Annotated in this window: 14 protein-coding genes and 1 pseudogene; 14 read left to right on the forward strand and 1 reads right to left on the reverse strand. The window is 63.9% G+C overall.

Annotated features, from left to right (window positions below; genetic code table 11):
- The first annotated feature begins 100 nt into the window (after positions 1-100).
- The 3 genes from AC1DIO_RS16110 (at position 101) to pyrH (ending at position 3046) form a co-directional block, all read left to right on the forward strand.
- Positions 101-1105 (forward strand): 30S ribosomal protein S2, encoded by a 1005-nt coding sequence (locus tag AC1DIO_RS16110; protein ID WP_476853683.1) that lies wholly within the window; start codon positions 101-103, stop codon positions 1103-1105.
- Positions 1106-1308: 203 nt separating this feature from the next.
- The gene (gene tsf, locus AC1DIO_RS16115) at positions 1309-2232 is read left to right on the forward strand and encodes a translation elongation factor Ts (RefSeq protein WP_113518499.1); all 924 of its coding nucleotides are present in this window, start codon (positions 1309-1311) and stop codon (positions 2230-2232) included.
- A 106-nt stretch (positions 2233-2338) separates the two neighbouring features.
- Complete coding sequence (gene pyrH, locus AC1DIO_RS16120) at positions 2339-3046, forward strand: UMP kinase (protein ID WP_476853684.1); 708 nt, start codon at positions 2339-2341, stop codon at positions 3044-3046.
- A gap of 28 nt (positions 3047-3074) precedes the next feature.
- On the opposite strand, the gene AC1DIO_RS16125 is transcribed toward pyrH, so the two are convergent.
- Positions 3075-3488, reverse strand: a complete 414-nt coding sequence (locus AC1DIO_RS16125; RefSeq protein WP_476770096.1) for a VOC family protein — start codon at positions 3486-3488, stop codon at positions 3075-3077.
- Between the two features lie 250 nt (positions 3489-3738).
- On the opposite strand from AC1DIO_RS16125, the gene frr reads away from it, so the two are divergent.
- The 11 genes and pseudogenes from frr (at position 3739) to lpxB (ending at position 15740) form a co-directional block, all read left to right on the forward strand.
- The gene (gene frr / locus AC1DIO_RS16130; protein ID WP_476853685.1) at positions 3739-4302 is read left to right on the forward strand and encodes a ribosome recycling factor; all 564 of its coding nucleotides are present in this window, start codon (positions 3739-3741) and stop codon (positions 4300-4302) included.
- A 67-nt stretch (positions 4303-4369) separates the two neighbouring features.
- Complete coding sequence (locus AC1DIO_RS16135; protein ID WP_441491824.1) at positions 4370-5131, forward strand: isoprenyl transferase; 762 nt, start codon at positions 4370-4372, stop codon at positions 5129-5131.
- On the forward strand, positions 5128-5958 hold the full coding sequence (locus tag AC1DIO_RS16140; protein ID WP_441505535.1) for a phosphatidate cytidylyltransferase: 831 nt from the start codon (positions 5128-5130) through the stop codon (positions 5956-5958). Before AC1DIO_RS16135 ends, AC1DIO_RS16140 begins: the two co-directional genes overlap by 4 nt.
- 7 nt (positions 5959-5965) lie before the next feature.
- Positions 5966-7144 (forward strand): annotated as a pseudogene (gene dxr / locus AC1DIO_RS16145) (1-deoxy-D-xylulose-5-phosphate reductoisomerase).
- A gap of 23 nt (positions 7145-7167) precedes the next feature.
- Entirely contained in the window at positions 7168-8319 is a 1152-nt protein-coding gene (gene rseP / locus AC1DIO_RS16150) for an RIP metalloprotease RseP (RefSeq protein ID WP_476853686.1), read from the forward strand.
- Between the two features lie 268 nt (positions 8320-8587).
- Positions 8588-11107 (forward strand): outer membrane protein assembly factor BamA, encoded by a 2520-nt coding sequence (gene bamA, locus AC1DIO_RS16155; RefSeq protein ID WP_476853687.1) that lies wholly within the window; start codon positions 8588-8590, stop codon positions 11105-11107.
- Between the two features lie 37 nt (positions 11108-11144).
- Positions 11145-12206 carry a UDP-3-O-(3-hydroxymyristoyl)glucosamine N-acyltransferase gene (lpxD, locus tag AC1DIO_RS16160; protein ID WP_441505539.1) on the forward strand — a complete coding sequence of 354 codons (1062 nt, stop codon included), beginning with the start codon at positions 11145-11147 and terminating at the stop codon, positions 12204-12206.
- Positions 12207-12416: 210 nt separating this feature from the next.
- Complete coding sequence (gene fabZ / locus AC1DIO_RS16165; protein WP_043236894.1) at positions 12417-12875, forward strand: 3-hydroxyacyl-ACP dehydratase FabZ; 459 nt, start codon at positions 12417-12419, stop codon at positions 12873-12875.
- 38 nt (positions 12876-12913) lie between these two features.
- Entirely contained in the window at positions 12914-13723 is an 810-nt protein-coding gene (gene lpxA, locus AC1DIO_RS16170) for an acyl-ACP--UDP-N-acetylglucosamine O-acyltransferase (protein ID WP_113518509.1), read from the forward strand.
- A complete protein-coding gene (locus AC1DIO_RS16175; RefSeq protein WP_162768454.1) occupies positions 13720-14580 on the forward strand; it encodes an LpxI family protein in 861 nt (286 codons plus the stop codon). The genes lpxA and AC1DIO_RS16175 overlap by 4 nt, the downstream gene beginning before the upstream one ends.
- Positions 14577-15740 carry a lipid-A-disaccharide synthase gene (gene lpxB, locus AC1DIO_RS16180; protein ID WP_476775407.1) on the forward strand — a complete coding sequence of 388 codons (1164 nt, stop codon included), beginning with the start codon at positions 14577-14579 and terminating at the stop codon, positions 15738-15740. The genes AC1DIO_RS16175 and lpxB overlap by 4 nt, the downstream gene beginning before the upstream one ends.
- Positions 15741-15757 lie beyond the last annotated feature (17 nt).

Raw genomic sequence — 15757 nt, forward strand, 5'->3', positions numbered from 1 at the left:
ATGGGGAGCATCGCCTCACTTCCGAGGCGTTCCGGTGACGTGGCAGTCCATGCCTTGTTCATTCGCACCCCAGAGGCTCAACCGGAAGGACGATCGAATCATGGCTCTGCCAGACTTTTCCATGCGCCAGCTGCTCGAAGCCGGCGCGCATTTCGGCCACCAGGCTCACCGCTGGAACCCGAAGATGTCGCCGTATATCTACGGCACCMGCAACAACATCCACATTCTCGACCTGTCGCAGTCGGTGCCGATGCTCTCGCGCGCCCTGCAGGCTGTCAGCGACACCGTGGCCCGTGGCGGCCGCGTCCTGTTCGTCGGCACCAAGCGCCAGGCGCAGGACTCGATCGCCGACGCTGCCAAGAGGTCGGCTCAGTACTACGTGAACTCCCGTTGGCTCGGCGGCATGCTGACCAACTGGAAGACCATCTCGGCCTCGATCCAGCGCCTGCGCAAGGTCGACGAGCTCCTGAATGGCGGCAGCACCGGCCTGACCAAGAAGGAACGCCTGATGCTGGCGCGTGAGCGCGACAAGCTCGAGAAGGCGCTCGGCGGCATCAAGGACATGGGCGGCACGCCCGACATGATCTTCGTGATCGACACCAACAAGGAAGCGCTCGCGATCAAGGAGGCCCAGCGCCTCGGCATCCCGGTCGCCGCCATTGTCGACTCGAACTCGGATCCGGATGGCATCACCTACCCGGTGCCTGCCAATGACGACGCCGGCCGCGCCATCCAGCTCTATTGCGACCTGATCGCCCGTTCGGCCATCGACGGCATCTCGCGCGCCTCGGGCGACCATGGCATCGATCTCGGTGCTGCCGAGGCCCCGATCGTTGAGACGGCGATCATCGAGCCGGCCGCAGACGCTGCCCCGGTGTTCGAGCTGCTTACTGCGCCGCGCGGCGCGCCGGACGACTTCATGAAGCTCTCCGGCATGGGTCCGGAGCTGGTTCAGAAGCTCAATGACGGTGGCCTGTTCCACTTCTGGCAGATCGCTGCGATGTCGCCGGCCGATGTCGTCAAGGTTGATGCCGATCTGAAGCTCGGTGGTCGCATCGAGCGCGACGGCTGGGTTGCCCAGGCGCGCGATCTCGCCGAGGCCTGAGAGCAAACTCAGGGCGGCGCGTCATCGGCGCGTCGCCTCGGCAGCGCAGCAATGCGCGGCAGATGAATGAAGTCACGCCGACGGCCGGTCACGGAGCGTCGGCGTTTTCCCTTCGCGCTATGGCGCGCTCTGAAATCGAAGACCGTGCCGTTGGCCGCCAGCGTCGTTGCGCAGGCCCGGCACATGACAGCAAGGAACGACAGATGGCTGCGATCACCGCCGGCATGGTGAAGGAACTCCGCGACAAGACTGGCGCGGGCATGATGGATTGCAAGACCGCGCTGGCCGCGACCGACGGCAACATCGAGGCCGCCATCGACTGGTTGCGCACCAAGGGCCTCGCCAAGGCCGCGAAGAAGGCCGGCCGCGTTGCCGCCGAGGGCCTGGTCGCCGTGGCCGTGTCCGAGAACCGCGGTGTCGTTGCCGAGGTCAATTCCGAGACCGACTTCGTTGCGCGCAACCTCGAGTTCCAGGCGCTCGCCCGCACGATCGCCGACGTCTCGCTGGAGCGCGGCGGCGACGTCGAGGCACTGCTCGCCCATCACTATCCGGGCGGCGGCACCGTCGCTGACGCCATCGCCAATGCCATCGCCACGATTGGCGAGAACATGACCCTGCGCCGCGTCGCCGAGGTCAAGGTCAGCGCCGGCGTCATTGGCCATTACGTCCACGGCTCGGTCGCCGATGGTCTCGGGAAGATCGGCGTCATCGTCGGTCTCGAGACGACCGGCAAGGGCGAGGAGCTCGCAGCCCTCGGTCGTCAGCTTGCCATGCACGTCGCCGCTACCAATCCGGTCGCGCTCGATCTCGCTTCGGTCGATCCGGCGATCCTGGAGCGCGAGAAGGCGATCCTGGCCGAGAAGAATGCCGGCAAGCCCGCCAACGTGCTCGAGAAGATCACCGAGAGCGGCTTGAAGAGCTACGCCAAGGAATACTGCCTGCTCGAGCAGGCCTATATCCATGACGGCTCGAAGTCCGTCGCCCAGGTGCTGAAGGAAGCCGAGGGCAAGGTCGGTGCTCCGGTCAAGCTGACGGGCTTTGCTCGCTTCGCGCTCGGCGAGGGCATCGAGAAGGAAGAGACCGATTTCGCTGCCGAAGTCGCTGCGGCTGGTGGCACGACGGGCTGAGAAGCCGGTTGATAGGATCTGAAAAAGGCCGCGCTCTGCGCGGCCTTTTTTGTAAGAAGACGATGTTGGTGCCGAATCGCGCCGTCCCAGTCCATGGAGAAAGCCGGTGAGACCCAAACGCGTTCTTGTGAAGCTCTCCGGCGAAGCCCTTGCGGGGAAGGCCGGATCCGGCCTCGACGGTACGACGCTGACTGCGCTCGCCGCCGATATCGCAAAGGCCGCGCATGAAGGTGTCGAGATTGCGATCGTCGTCGGCGGCGGCAATTTCTTTCGCGGCGTCCAGGGCTTGAACAAGGGCCTCGACCGACCAAGCGCCGATTCGATCGGCATGCTCGGCACGGTGATGAACGCTCTTGCGCTAGAGCATGCCATCGAGATCGCCGGCGCCCCGGCCCGCGCCATGTCGGCTGTGCCCATGCCCTCGCTCTGCGAGAGCTACGCTCGCCGGCGCGCGCTCGACCATCTCAGCCACGGCAAGGTCGTCATTCTCGGGGGCGGCACGGGCAATCCCTATTTCACCACCGATACCGGAGCTGCCCTTCGGGCGGCCGAGCTCGACTGCCAGCAATTGCTGAAGGCGACGCAGGTCGATGGCGTCTACACCGCCGATCGGAAGAAGGATCCGAACGCCAAGCGCTATGAGAGCCTGACCCATGCCGAGGCGATCAGGCATGATCTCAAGGTGATGGATACGGCTGCTTTTGCGCTGGCGCGCGACGCCGGGCTGACGATCGTCGTCTTCTCGATCGCCGAAACTGGCGCGCTTGCGGCCGTTCTGCGCGGCGAGGGCAGGGCAACCTACGTGACGCCCTGACCGCCGGATTCCCTCGCGGTTGCAAGGCTCAGTAGTTCGGCCAGATCCCCGGCGTCATCAACTCAAGCAGATGGCCGTCGGGGTCACGGAAATAGAGGCTGTTTCCGCCGCGATCCCAGCTCATCCGGCCCTCGATATCGATTCCATGCTGCTGCAACCGCTCTTCCCAGGCTGTGAGTTCGCTGGTGTCGATCGCGAAGCAGATATGGAGGGGGCCGCTGCCGTCATGCGGTGGAATATTGCCCTTCGCAGATGATTGGGTGAGGAGAGATTGCCCCCGAAGGAAGAGCAGAAGGACACTCTCTCCGCCAACATCATAGGCGAACAGCGTCCTCGTCTTCAGCATCGGCTTCAATCCGAGCTTCGTCTCATAGAACTCCTGCGCGCGATCGAGATCGTCGATGTAGAGCGCAGTTTCAATGATGCGGTTCAGACGGGGCAAGGGGCCTCCTCGTGGTTCGGTTGTGCTCGGCCGTGACGTCTCGACCGAGGCCCGACCTTAAAGCTAGGAAGCGGCGCCCGGTCTTGCCACCGTTCCGGATCACCCGTCCGCCATGCCCGGCCTGCCTCAGGCGTTTTTCCCTTGCAGATTGTCCCGGGAAGGTGCTGTTGGAACATGAAATCCTTGACCCTGAGCGGGGCCGCGGCCATGGTCGCGCCGGTTTTCGATTATCTGCAAGGTCTTGACTAAAATGGCCMAGACGACATTCGACCTCGCCGACGTGAAGCGTCGGATGCAAGGCGCGGTGCAATCCTTCAAAGGCGATCTCGCCTCCCTGCGCACCGGCCGCGCCTCCGCCAACGTTCTCGATCCGATCCAGGTCGAGGCTTATGGTGCACGTACACCCTTGACTCAGCTTGCCACCGTCAGCGTGCCTGAAGCACGCCTGCTCAGTGTCCAGGTCTGGGACCGCAGCATGGTCCAGGCGGTGGAGAAGGCGATCCGCGAATCCGATCTGGGCCTCAACCCCCAGACGGAAGGGCAGGTGCTGCGCATCCGAATTCCGGAGCTGAACGAGCAGCGCCGCAAGGAGATGGTCAAGGTCGCGCATAAATATGCCGAAGAATCCAAGATCGCTGTGCGCCATGTCCGCCGCGACGGGATCGACGTGATCAAGAAGCTCGAGAAGGACGGTCACCTGACCAAGGATGACGTGACGCGCGAGTCGGATCAGGTCCAGAAGGTCACAGACCAGCATATCGCCGAGATCGATCAGGCGCTGGCGACGAAGGAAAAGGAAATCCTGCACGTCTGATCCTGTCGCMCGGCGGGTTTGAGCCGCTGGCTATGATCCGGGACGCAACGCCGAAAGAGGCACGAGAATGTCAGCAGGCCAGCGTCCGGAGGTCCAGGCTGCAGGGCCCTCCCATGTCGCAGTGATCATGGACGGCAACGGGCGCTGGGCTCAGTTGCGCGGCCTGCCGCGACATGAAGGGCATCGGCGCGGGCTGGAGGCCTTGCGCCGGACCGTCCGCAACGCCAGCGATCTCGGCATCGAGATTCTGACGGTCTACAGTTTCTCGACGGAGAACTGGCGCCGGCCTGCTGCCGAAGTTTCGTTTCTGATGACGCTGCTCAAGCATTTCATCGAGAAGGATCTTACCGAACTCGGTGCGGCTGGGGTCCGGGTCCGGGTCATTGGCGGCAGGAGCGATCTGGCGCCCGATCTGCGCCGTCTGGTCGAGCACGCCGAGGCGACCACGCGCAACAACACGGGAATGACGCTCGTCGTCGCCTTCAACTATGGCTCGCGCGACGAGATCGTCCGAGCGGCGCGCCAACTGGCCTCGGATGTTGCGGCAGGCCTTGTCGACGCAACCACCATTGACGAGAGCAGCATCTCTGCGCGGCTCGATACCGCAGATCTGCCCGACCCCGAGCTCGTCATCCGCACATCGGGCGAGACACGGATCTCGAATTTTCTGCTTTGGCAGGCCGCCTATGCGGAGTTCGTCTTCACCCCGGTACTCTGGCCCGATTTCGATCGCGCGGCGTTGGAAGAAGCGCTGGCCGAGTATCGCCGCCGCGAACGCCGTTTCGGCGGCGTGTCGGAGCCATCCGGCCGCAATGTGGGCGTAGCGTGAGTGACCAACCTTCCGGCGGTCCGGCCGCCGGCCCGAGCGAACTGAAGCTGCGTATCGCATCCGCGCTGGTGCTGGCCGCGGGCATTGTGGCTGCGACATTTGTCGGGGGCTGGCCGTTCAGGCTCATCTGGGCGCTGGCTGCCGGATTGGTCGCCTATGAGTGGCTCGCGATCGTGAGCCGCCGGAACGCGGTGCCCGCAGGTATCGGCGTTACGATTGCCGGCCTGGCGCTTGGCTTCGCCCCGATCAGTCCAGTGGCGCTCGCCGGTGTTTCCGCCTTCGCTGCGTTCTTCGGGGCGCTCCTGACCCCGGTTCTCGAGAAGCGGAACTGGCTGGAGGCCTGCGGTGTCGCCTATGCGCTCGCCTTTGCCCTGATCACGCCGGCGCTGCGTGCACTCCCGGATTTCGGGTTTGCTGTGATCATCTGGACCTTTGCGGTCTGTTGGCTGACCGATATTGCCGCCTATTTTACGGGGCGGGCTCTTGGTGGGCCGAAGCTCATGCCTGCGATCAGTCCGAAGAAGACCTGGTCCGGCGCACTCGGCGGAACCGCTGCCGGCACACTCGGTGGTTATGTCGTCTGGGTGTTGACCCCGGGGGCGGCCGCAGTCGTCGGTCCGGCCTTTGTGATCGCCGCCTCGCTTTCGGCCTCGATCGTGAGCCAGGCTGGCGATCTCTTTGAATCGGCCGTCAAGCGTCGCTTTGGCACCAAGGACTCAAGCAAGTTGATCCCGGGCCATGGTGGCTTTTTCGATCGGCTTGACGGCTACTGGGCCGTCCTGGTCCTCGCTGGTGCTGCACTGTTCCTGGCGCATCTGGAGTTCTGAAGACGTCATGCGCCGTCTCGTCACTCTTCTTGGAGCCACAGGCTCCATCGGCCGGTCGACGCGCGACGTCGTGTCGGAGAATCCTGAACGCCTGAAGATCGATGTCGTGGTTGGCGGGCGGGACGCTGCGAGCCTCGCCCGGGTGGCGGTCGAAACAGGTGCCCGCTTTGCCGCCTTGGCGGACGAGGCGGGAGGCGAAGCTCTGGCGCAGGCCCTGGCCGGTAGCGGTATCGACAGCGGGGCGGGGCGGCAGGCCGTTCTCGATGCCGTCGCGATGCCAAGCGACATTGTCGTCAGTGCCATAGCAGGAGCTGCAGGTCTGGAAGCGACTTTTGCCGCGCTGACACCTGGCCGCGTGATTGCCCTCGCCAACAAGGAGAGCCTGGTTTGCGCCGGTGCCGCCGTGATGGCGCAGGCCACGGCCGTGGGCGCGCGCATCCTGCCGCTGGATTCGGAGCATAATGCTCTCGTCCAGGCTCTTGGAGCCGAGCCGATCTCGGCGATCCGATCCATGACGCTGACGGCATCGGGGGGGCCCTTCCGCACCTGGTCGGCAGAACGAATTGCGGCGGCCAAGCCGGAGCAGGCTCTGGCCCACCCGAATTACGCAATGGGCGCCAAGATCACGGTCGACTCCGCCAGCATGATGAACAAGGGCCTTTAGCTGATCGAGGCCTGTTTCCTGTTCGGGCTGAAACATGATCAGCTCGATGTTCTGGTACACCCCCAGCAGATCGTGCATGGCCTCGTCACCTTCCGCGATGGCTCGGTCACTGCAGGCATGGCAATTCCGGATATGCGGGTTGCGGCCGCGCATTGCCTCGGCGTCGACGGCCGGCTCGATGCGCCGGCGACGCGCTTCGTCGATCTCGTCACGACCGCGCCGCTGGCCTTCGAACGCCCTGATCTTGCCCGCTTTCCGGCGCTTGCTCTGGCGATGGCAGCGTTGGAGACCGGAGGAGCGGTGCCGGCGATCCTCAATGCCGCCAATGAAGTCGCGGTCGAGGCCTTTCTTGCCGGACGGATCGGCTTTCCCGGCATCCCGGCTCTCGTCGATGCCGTCTGCAGCGGGCTCGGTGCTGACATCGCGGCACCGGTCGATATTGAAGCGGCCCTTGCCATTGACCATGAGGCGAGAAACCGCGCTCGCCTGCTCTTGTCGAAGGGCACCTTCACTGTCACGTAAGGGGCAGGAATCGGGAGAATTTTATGGATATTGCAGCGACCGTCTGGAACTCGGGCAGCTTCCTGCTCAGTTACCTGGTGCCGTTCCTGTTTGTCCTGACCATCGTTGTTTTCGTGCACGAGCTCGGGCACTTCCTCGTCGGTCGTTGGTGCGGCGTCGACGTGAAAGTGTTCTCGATCGGCTTCGGCCGCGAGATTTTCGGATTCGTCGACAAGCACGGCACGCGCTGGCGCTTCGCGCTGATCCCGCTCGGCGGCTATGTGAAGTTCTCCGGTGACGCGGATCCCTCGAGCTCCGCAGCCGATAGCGCTGAAGTCGAGCGCATGACGGAGGAACAGCGAGCGCGTTCCTTCCCGGCTCAATCGATCGCTGAACGGGTGGCGATCGTCGCGGCCGGCCCGATTGCCAATTTCGTACTGGCCATCCTCATCTTTGCCGGGACCGTCTACGCCTTCGGTCGCCCGGTCCTGACGCCCCGGGTCGAGCAGGTGATTGCCGGGAAGGCCGCTGAGCGCGCAGGTCTGCTCGCCGGGGACGTCGTCCTGACGATCGACGGCAAGCAGATCCGCAGCTTCAGCGACATGCAAAGAGTGGTCTCGACACATCCGAACGAGACCCTTTCGGTGACGGTCGATCGCGCGGGCACCATGGTGACCCTGCCTGTCACGCCTGATCTGAACGAGACATCGACGGCTCTCGGCAAACAGCGCATTGGCGTTATCGGGGTCCAGGCTTCCCGCCGGGCCGAGGACTGGACGACCCAGCAGTACAGCCTCGGTGAAGCCGTGAAGGTTGGATTCTCCGAGACCTGGTTTGTGGTCGACCGGACCTATGACTATCTGTCCAAATTGATCAGCGGGCGTGAATCGACGGATCAGCTTTCGGGGCCGATCCGCATCGCCCAGGTTTCCGGGATGGTTGCTTCCAATGGAGGCCTGCTCGCGCTGATCAATCTTGCGGCGATTCTGTCGGTCTCGATCGGCCTGATGAACCTGTTGCCGGTTCCGATGCTCGATGGCGGACATCTGATGTTCTATGCGATCGAGGCTCTCCGCGGCCGCCCCTTGAGCGAGCGCGCCCAGGAAATCGGCTTTCGGGTCGGTTTTGGGCTGGTCCTGATGCTGATGCTCTTTGTGACCTGGAATGACATCGTCCACGTCCACTCGCGTCTGTAGACTCCGACTGGCAAGCCCACGAATGCTGTGACCTGCGGCAAGGTTCGTTGCCGATAGGCCCAAAAGCTGCGTCGAATCGGGCGCTTTGCTCAGGGCGCGTGGCCTCCTGGCAACGACGAGGTTAAAAATAATTTGTTAACGACAATGTTCGTTTGCACCTCGTCGGAAACTTTGTAGAAGCGATTGGTCTGCAATGTCGCCATGCACCTGCCCAAAGGCAGGTGTCCCCGGTTGGGGTGGTGACCTACTAAATGGAATAGGCGACCCGATGACGTCGACCCCAAAGAGCCGGTCTTTCAAAATGCGGCTCTCTCGATCAGTCGGACTTTCGGCCTTTATGTTGGCCGTTAGCGGTGGCGTTGTTTTTGCGCAGGCCGTGATTGTCCAAGGCAACCGCMGCGTCGACGCGGAGACCATTCGGTCCTATGCAGRGCAGGGTGGTCCGCAGGAGGTTCGGCAGAGCCTGATGGCGACCGGACTGTTCTCGAACGTCCAGGTCAGCCGCCGCGGCAACCAGACTGTGATCTCTGTTCACGAGAACGACACGATCAATCGCGTCGCCTTCGAAGGCAACAAGCGCCTCAAGAGCGAGATCCTGCTGCAACAGGTCGAATCGAAGGCGCGTGGCCCTCTGAGCCAGGCGCTGATCGACTCCGATGTGCAGCGCCTGAAGGAGGTCTATCGCCGGGCCGGTTACGGCACTGCGACGATCTCCGGGCGTATCGCGCCATTGCCCAACGGTCGTTCGGACGTGGTCTTCACCATTGTCGAGAGCGGCAAGACCGGCATCAAGGAAATCAATTTCGCGGGTAACGGCGCCTATTCGGCATCGCGTCTGCGCGGGTTGATKAGCTCGACGGAATCGAATTTCCTCAGCTTCATCAAGACCTCCGACGTCTATGATCCCGACCGTATCGCGTCCGATCTCGATCTGGTTCGCCGCTTCTACCTGAAGAACGGCTATGCCGACTTCCGGGTCGTTGCGAGCGACGCGCGCTTCGATGACGCCAAGGGTGGCTGGGTTATCGACGTCACGGTCGATGAAGGGCCGCAGTACAAGGTCGGCAACGTCGCGGTGGATTCGCAGCTCAGCGATATCGACTCGGCGACGATGCAAAGGCTCCTCGCGACCTCGGCTGGCGATACGTACAATGCCGAGGCGGTCGAAAAGTCGCTCGTCAACCTCACGACCGAGGTGTCCCGCCGTGGTCATCCCTTTGCGCAGGTTCGCCCCCGCGGTGAGCGTGACGCCGCTGGCCGCCTGATCGGCATCACCTATGTCGTCGAAGACGGTCCGCGGGTCTATGTCGAGCGCATCAATGTGCGCGGCAATACGCGGACCCGCGACTATGTGGTTCGCCGGGAGCTCGATCTGGGTGAGGGCGATGCCTACAACAAGGTGATGGTTGATCGCGCCGAGCGGCGCCTGAACAATCTCGGCTTCTTCAACAAGGTTCGCATCACCAATGAGCCGGGCAGCGCGCCTGACCGGGTGATCATGAACATCGACGTCGAGGACAAGGCCACCGGCTCCTTCTCGATCGCGGGCGGTTATTCGACGTCTGACGGTGTCATCGGCGAAGTCTCGCTGTCGGAATCCAATTTCCTTGGCCGCGGCCAGTTCGTGAAGATTGCCGGCACGCTGGGGCAGCGGACCCAGGGCATCGATTTCTCCTTCACCGAGCCCTATTTCCTCGGTCGCCGTATCGCGGCCGGTATCGATCTGTTCTCGAAGTACAACGACAACTACAATATCGGCCGCTACGAAAGCCGTGTGACCGGCGGTCAGCTGCGGTTCACCTTCCCCATTACGGAAGAGTTCTCGATCACGCCGCGCTACTCGCTCTACACGACCGAGATCAAGATCCCGAATACGTCGAGCCGTCCGTATAACGACTGCTCGTTCCCGATCCCCGGGATTACGCCTGGAGCGCCCGGCTCTGGATTTGCAGCAACGCAGAACTTCAACTGCGTGACGAATGGCGAAGCGACGCTCGCGGTCAAGGAAGCCCGCGGCGAAACGCTGACCTCCCTTGCGGGCGTGACGCTGAACTACAACTCGCTTGATAACTACCAGACACCGCGCAACGGCTTCATTGCGGAGTTGAAGCCGGAATTCGCGGGCCTTGGCGGCGACTCGAAGTTCCTTCGTGTCGCGGCGGATGCGCGCTACTACCGCGAGATCTTCGACGATGTCGTCGGCTTCCTCCGGGTCCAGGGCGGTCACGTCCAGGCGACGGAAGGTACCTTGCGCATGGTCGATCACTACTTCCTCGGCCCGAGCCTGGTGCGTGGCTTCGCTCCGTCGGGCATCGGTCCGCGCGACGTGCTGAACGACCCGACGGCCAACGCTCTCGGCGGCCAGTCGTATTTCGGTGGCTCGGTCGAAGTGCAGTTCCCGATCTGGGGCCTGCCGCGTGACCTTGGCCTGCGCGGCGCGATCTTCGCCGATGCCGGTACGCTGTTCGACTACGATGGCGGCTCGAAGGTGATCACCAGCCCGATCCCGACGACGAACGGGCTTTGCCCGGGCGGGTCGGAGCCCCGGCAGTTCAATGTCCCGAGCACGTCCCAGTTCCAGAGCAACGTGGCCTGCGTTCGCGACAAGAACGTCATCCGCTCCTCGATCGGCGCGAGCCTGCTCTGGCAGTCGCCGCTCGGGCCGATCCGGTTTGACTATGCCTATGCCCTTAGCAAGGATGAGGGCACGCGCGATCCGATCACCGGCGTCCGTTACGGCGGCGACCGTCTGCAGGCCTTCCGCTTCTCCGGCGGCACCCGCTTCTGACGCGGCGGGGCGGCAACGCCCCGCACGGATCCATTGCATGTCAGAACCTCAATTCTTCCCGATCGCGACCTCGCTGAGCTACGGCGAGGTCGCTGCCATTTCAGGGGCTGCTCTGCCTGAGGGCGTGGAGCCCACGCGGCTCGTTACCGGCGCGGCCGCACTCGAGGCCGCCGGGCCCGATGACATCGCCTATATGGACAACCCCAAATATACGGATGCGCTGGCGGGGACTTCGGCGGGGCTGTGCCTGGTTTCTTCCCGGTTCGCTGCCCGTGTTCCCGCGGGCACTGTCGCGCTCGTATCGCCCGCGCCCTACCATGCCTTTGCCCGGATCATGGCGCGCTTCTATCCMGATGCGCTCAAGCCACGGTCGGTCTTTGGCTCGCAAGGGGTCGCGCCGGGCGCCTTCGTCCACGCCACGGCAAGGATCGAGGATAACGTCACGATCGATCCGGGTGCCGTGGTCGGCCCCGGTGCCGAGATCGGCGCCGGTTCCGTGATCGCCTCGCATGCCGTGATCGGCCCCCAGGTCCGGATCGGGCGTGATTGTGCGATCGGCGCTGGCAGCACCTTGCAATCGGCCCTGGTCGGAAACCGGGTCATCATTCACCCGGGTGTCCGGATCGGCCAGGATGGCTTTGGTTTCGCGATGAGCCCGAAGGGCCATATGAAAGTGCCGCAGATCGGGCGGGTCATCATTCAGGATGATGTCGAGATCGGCGCCAATAGCTGCATAGACCGGGGCGCCAGCCGCGATACGGTCATCGGTGAAGGTACCAAGATCGATAACCTCGTTCAGATCGGCCATAACTGCGTCATCGGCCGCCATTGCGTGATCGTTTCGCAGGTTGGCATCGCCGGCTCTACGACTTTGGAAGATTTCGTCGTGCTGGGTGGCCAGGTTGGCCTCGCCGGCCATCTCACGGTCGGGATGGGCGCGCAGGTTGCCGCCCAGAGCGGCGTCGCCGGTGACATCCCTCGCGGCGCGCGCTATGGCGGTTATCCCGCGCAGCCGGCGCTCAGCTGGGCGCGCGAGACAGCGCTTCTCAAATCTCTTGTTGCAAAGCGCGGCAAGTCTTCGGGCGGTTCGGAGAGCTGAGGATACGCGAGAGCGCGAGGCAGCCTTCGCAATCCATGCGAAGAGTGGGCCTCGTGTCGAATTCGCTTGATCGTCCGGTACCATTTCCGGCAAACGGGCATAGAAGCTGACAGGAACCCGGCGCCAGCCGCAACCTCCTGTTCCGGCATCGATTTAAACGATACAACTTTGCGGGCGAAGCCGGCAGGCCTGCGCGGGAGACGGGAGAGCATGACCGACGCGACGACATCGCTGGGTGTGGCCGATATTCAGAAGATCATGGCCTGCATTCCCCACCGCTATCCGTTCCTTCTCGTCGACCGTGTCATCGAGATGAATGGCGACGAGTCCGGCATTGGCATCAAGAACGTCACCGCCAACGAACCCCAGTTCACCGGACATTTTCCTGGCCGTCCGGTCTTTCCGGGTGTGTTGATGATCGAGGCMATGGCGCAGACCGCCGGCGTGCTCGTCGTCAGCGCGCGGGGAATTGACGAGGAAGCGGTACAGTCCGTCCTCTTCACCACGATCGACAAGGCCAAGTTCCGCAAACCGGTCGTGCCGGGCGATACCCTGCGTTTCCACCTCACCAAGGTCGCCCGCAAGCGCAATATCTGGTTCTATCGCGGTGAGGCGAAAGTTGACGGCGTGCTTGTCGCGGAGGCCGAGATCTCTGCGATGGTGGCTTAAGGCCAGCCGCTTTCCGTCGAAATCAGGACAGAACTTTCATGAGTGCGACTATCCATCCGATGTCGGTCGTCGACCCGGCTGCGCAGCTGGGCGAGGGGGTCGTTATCGGTCCGTTCTGCACGGTCGGCCCCCATGTCGTTCTCGGGGACGGCGCTGAGCTGTTGAGCCACGTTGCAATCGCCGGCCGAACCACGATCGGCCCCCGGACCAGGATCTACCCCTTCGCTTCCATCGGCCACCCGCCGCAGGATCTCAAATATCACGGCGAGCCGTCGACGCTGACGATTGGCGCGGATTGCATGATCCGCGAAGGCGTGACGATGAATCCGGGCACCGAAGGCGGCGGCATGAAGACGGTCATCGGCGACCGCTGCCTGTTCCTTGCCAATTCGCATGTTGGCCACGACAACGAGATCGGCAACAACGTCATCTTCTCGAACAACGTGATGAGCGCCGGCCATGTCAAGGTTGGCGACTATGTCATCGTCAGTGGCGGGACGGGGCTCCACCAGTTCGTTCGCATCGGAGAGCATGCCTTCATCGGCGGCGGCGCCGGCGTGATGAATGATGTCATTCCCTTCGGCATGGTGCGGGACAATCCTGCGCATCTGGCCGGGCTCAATCTGGTCGGGCTGAAGCGGCGTGGTTTCTCGCGGGAGCAGATTCATGAGCTGCGGCGCGCCTATCGCCTGCTGTTCGCCGATGAAGGCACCTTGGCCGAGCGCGTCGAAGACGTGGCGACGGAATTTGCGTCGCACCCGCTGATGCTCGAGATCCTCGATTTCATCCGCTCGGGCAGCGACCGCGCCATCTGCATTCCGCGCGACGTCAACGCGCCCGACCGGTGAGCACGGGCAGCGACGCAGCGACCGGCGCCTTTCCTCTCGCGATCATAGCCGGAGGCGGCGAATACCCGCCGCATCTGGCCCGGCTGGCGACAGCGCGGGGGCATCAGCTTTATATCGCGGCGATCGACGGTGCAGCCAACCCCAGCGATTTCGATCCTGAATCCTCGCGTGTCTATCGCCTGGGACAACTCGGGCGATTGCTCGACGAGCTCAAGCGACGCGGGATCGTCGATATCGTCATGATCGGCGCGCTGCCGCGGCCGAGCTTTGGCTCGCTGATGCCCGAGCCCTCGACGCTGAAATACCTGCCCCATTTCGCTCGCGCCTTTCGCGGCGGAGACGATCATTTGCTCAAGGGCGTGGTCCAGTTCTTCGAGGGGCGGGGTTTTCGCGTTCATGGCCCAGCCGAGATCGCTCCGGGCTTGACCGCGCCGCTCGGCCCACTGGGGCGCCGCAGCGTCTCGGCCGTGGCGCGCGACGGCATCGAACATGGCTTCTCCTTGCTGGCGGCTTTGTCGCCCTTCGATGTCGGTCAGGCCGCAATCGTTGCCGATCATCGTATCGTGGCAATTGAGGCTGCAGAGGGTACCGACGCCATGATCAGGCGCGTCGCCGAGCTGGTAAGCGCAGGGCGTCTCAAGATCGACAAGGGCGACGGCGTTCTGGTCAAGGCCCCCAAGGACGGCCAAGACCTGCGCGTCGACATGCCGGCGATCGGACCTGAAACCCTGCGGAACGCGGCCAAGGCTGGACTCTCCGGCATCGCACTTCGCGCCGGCAATGTGCTTGTCGGAGACAGCGTTCGATTGGGCGCACTGGCCGACGAGCTTGGCCTGTTCGTCGAGGGCGTCGCGTGATCCGGCCCTTCCGGCTCGCCGTCATTGCGGGCGAAGCGTCTGGAGATGCTCTGGCGCTGCGTTTTCTCACCGTCCTGCGGCAGCGGTTGGGGGATCGCCCGCTCGAGATCGTGGGCGTCGGCGGCGAGAGCCTGATCGCGCAGGGGCTGCGGCCGCTCTTTCCCCAATCCGATATCGCCGTGATGGGGTTTGGTCCGGTCCTGGCTCGGCTGCCCCTGTTGCTCCGGCGCATGTCTGATGCGGCCAAGGGGGTCGTTGCTTTCGCGCCTGATCTCCTGCTCACCATCGACAGCCCGGATTTCTCGCTGCGCGTCGCGAAAAAAGTCCGGCGGGCATCGTCCGCAATCCCGATTGCGCATTGGGTTTGCCCCAGCGTCTGGGCCTGGCGTTCTGGCCGCGCCCGCAAGATGGCGCCACATGTCGATCGCATCCTGGCGCTGTTACCCTTCGAGCCCGCTGCGCTGGAAAGGCTGGGCGGACCGAAGACGATCTATGTCGGTCACCCCTTGATCGAGCGGCTCGCCGAGCTACGGCCAAGCGCCGAGGAACAGGTGCGGCGCAACGCTCCTTCAACGCCGGACATCCTGGTCCTTCCCGGCAGCCGTCGCTCGGAGATCAGCCACCTCATGCCGGCCTTCGGCGAGACGGTCGCGCTCATCGCGAACGAGGTGCCCGGCGCGCGCTTCGTGCTGCCGGCCGTGCCGCATCTGCGCGGCATGATTGAAGAGGCTGTCTCGACCTGGTCGGTGAAGCCCCGTCTCGTCGATGGCGAAGACGCCAAGCTTGCCGCTTTTCGCACGGCGCGCGTAGCGCTCGCGGCCTCCGGGACCGTGACGCTCGAGCTCGCCTTGGCACAGGTACCGCTGGTCGCTGCGTATCGCGGCGCGGCCTGGGAGGCGATGCTGGCGCGCAGGCTGATCAAGCTACCGACTGTGATCCTGCCCAATCTCGTCGCCGGCACGCGCATCGTTCCCGAGTTCATCCAGGACGAGGCCTCGCCCGAAGCGCTCAGCGCAGCTGTGCTGGCGGTCCTCAGCGAGGGGCCTGCGCGCGAGGCCCAGCTTGCGGGTTTCGCAGATGTCGAGCGCATCATGAAATCGGCCGGGGCGAGCCCGGCCGAGAACGCKGTCAATGCCGCCCTGGGACTGCTGGCAGCTTGATCAGCGCGGTGCAGCGC

Source organism: Allobosea sp. 05T439, from assembly GCF_056396005.1.